2 protein-coding genes are annotated in these 2,042 nt (G+C 38.3%); one reads left to right on the top strand and one right to left on the bottom strand.

Translation table 11 applies throughout. The features are described 5' to 3' along the window. A partial coding sequence (locus tag ACFO3G_RS00945; protein WP_380077121.1) for a hypothetical protein occupies positions 1-212 on the top strand: 212 nt, incomplete at its 5' end. A 1,171-nt stretch (positions 213-1,383) separates the two neighbouring features. Here ACFO3G_RS00945 and ACFO3G_RS00940 read toward each other — a convergent pair. After that, positions 1,384-1,653, bottom strand: a complete 270-nt coding sequence (locus tag ACFO3G_RS00940) for a hypothetical protein (protein WP_380077119.1) — start codon at positions 1,651-1,653, stop codon at positions 1,384-1,386. Positions 1,654-2,042: the final 389 nt, after the last annotated feature.

Below are 2,042 nucleotides of genomic sequence, written 5' to 3'. Positions count from 1 at the left end.
GCTCCCATCACATCGAAGTCTTGTCGCCTTGTCCTATGCCCATTCTTCCAAGTCTCTCTATGACTGACTTGTATATTGAAATCATATTACTTCGTTGTTTGAGACATTCGAGTTCGGTCACATACGTTTGTATGCTCCCATCACATCGAAGTCTTGTCGCCTTGTCCTATGCCCATTCTTCCAAGTCTCTCTATGACTGCCTTGTACATTGAAATGTTATCACTTCGTTGTTTGAGACATTCGAGTTCGGTCACATACGTTTGTATGCTCCCATCACATCGAAGTCTTGTCGCCTTGTCCTATGCCCATTCTTCCAAGTCTCTCTATGACTGACTTGTATATTGAAATCATATTACTTCGTTGTTTGAGACATTCGAGTTCGGTCACATACGTCAGTATGCTCCCATCACATCGAAGTCTTGCTGCCTTGTCCTATGCCCATTCTTCCAAGTCTCTCTATGACTGACTTGTATATTGAAATCATATTACTTCGTTGCCTGCGACATTCGAGTTCGGTCACATACGTCAGTATGCTCCCATCACATCGAAGTCTTGTCGCCTTGTCCTATGCCCATTCTTCCAAGTCTCTCTTTGACTGCCTTGTATATTGAAATCATATTACTTCGTTGCCTGCAACATTCGAGTTCGGTCACATACGTCAGTATGCTCCCATCACATCGAAGTCTTGTCGCCTTGTCCTATGCCCATTCTTCCAAGTCTCTCTATGACTACCTTGTATATTGAAATGTTATCACTTCGTTGTCATAAACTTTCTTCGAATATATGCTCCCATTACATAGAAGTTTTACCGCCACTTTCGCTTTAAATTATTACTTCTAATACACATTACATTGTTGTTTGATTGATGCTTTTTTGAGATAAATCAAGTCAATATTTTCCCTTTTAGGTTTTTTGAAATCTACAATATAACCATAGATATTTGTTAAAATCACATCTTATTTATATAAATAATATAAATCTATTAAGCCTTTCTTAGCCTAAATAACAGTAAGTATTCGACCTGAAAAAGGCTCACTCTTCAAAAAATCCAGGAGTGATAGGACGAAACCGTCCTATCTAAATGTTAATATATGTATATCCTACTTTTTGTGGACAAATTGGCGGCTTAAAAACACACTTCAGGTCACTTTTTGGGGAAGGTCGCGCGACTTGCAATCCATTCTCGCGCTACCTTCAACCTATCCTCGCGCGAGGTTGCACCCGAAGTAGCGCGACTTTACATGTCAAGGTCGCGCGAGATCAGATCTAAAGTCGCGCGAGAACGGATTGCTTCTTGCGCGACCTTATTTGTTAAAATAGCGCATAAAAAAGCCCGTTTCGTACTAATAAAACGGACAAAGTCGTTAGGAAGGTCAGGTGACCCTAACCCTCGAATTTATAAATTTGTGGTTGAATCAGTGTTGTTTGAGTAGCTTTTTGGAAGTCAGTCAAGATAACAATGTTTAATAAATGAGAGCCTTTCACAGCGGACTTCACAACCTGCTGAAAAAGACGGTTCTTGCTGTCGAAACCAATGCTTGAGGAGACGATGATTTGGTCCTCTCCGATAAGATATATCTTACCTCCTTGGAAGAATAATCTGCCAAGCAAAATGATGATCAAAAAGATGGTAAGTAATATGCTTATCTCCATGGTTTTTATTATTAATTAGTGACTAAGATACTAAAAAGTATTTTCTTTCGCAATGACACCTATTGCTCTTCAAAGTATTTTAAAGACATTTTTGGATAACCTAAATTTGTTGATAGGGAAATCAAGCATAAAAGATTTTCATTAGATCTGACGTTTTGATAATTTGAAGAGGTACTTAACTCAACTTCTTTGTATTCTCATCCGGATTATTGAATTCTGTATATTTGTAAATATAAGACTTGAAAATTTATATATATGTAAATATTGCTGTCCGATAAAAACTATTGTGACACTTACAAGATTGAATCCCCTACCTCTTGTCATCACGCCTAACTAAACGGCATTATTTGTCTTGTGGACTTGGCTGTACATCGTACAGAGTTTTCTCG

The organism is Falsiporphyromonas endometrii, from assembly GCF_042654485.1.
Lineage (GTDB): Bacteria > Bacteroidota > Bacteroidia > Bacteroidales > Porphyromonadaceae > Porphyromonas > Porphyromonas endometrii.
This window is presented reverse-complemented; position numbering and strand designations above follow the sequence as displayed.

Coding starts and splice junctions, on each gene's coding strand:
- ACFO3G_RS00940 (WP_380077119.1), bottom strand. CDS start 1,653: ATGGAGATAAGCATATTACTTACCATCTTTTTGATCATCATTTTGCTT.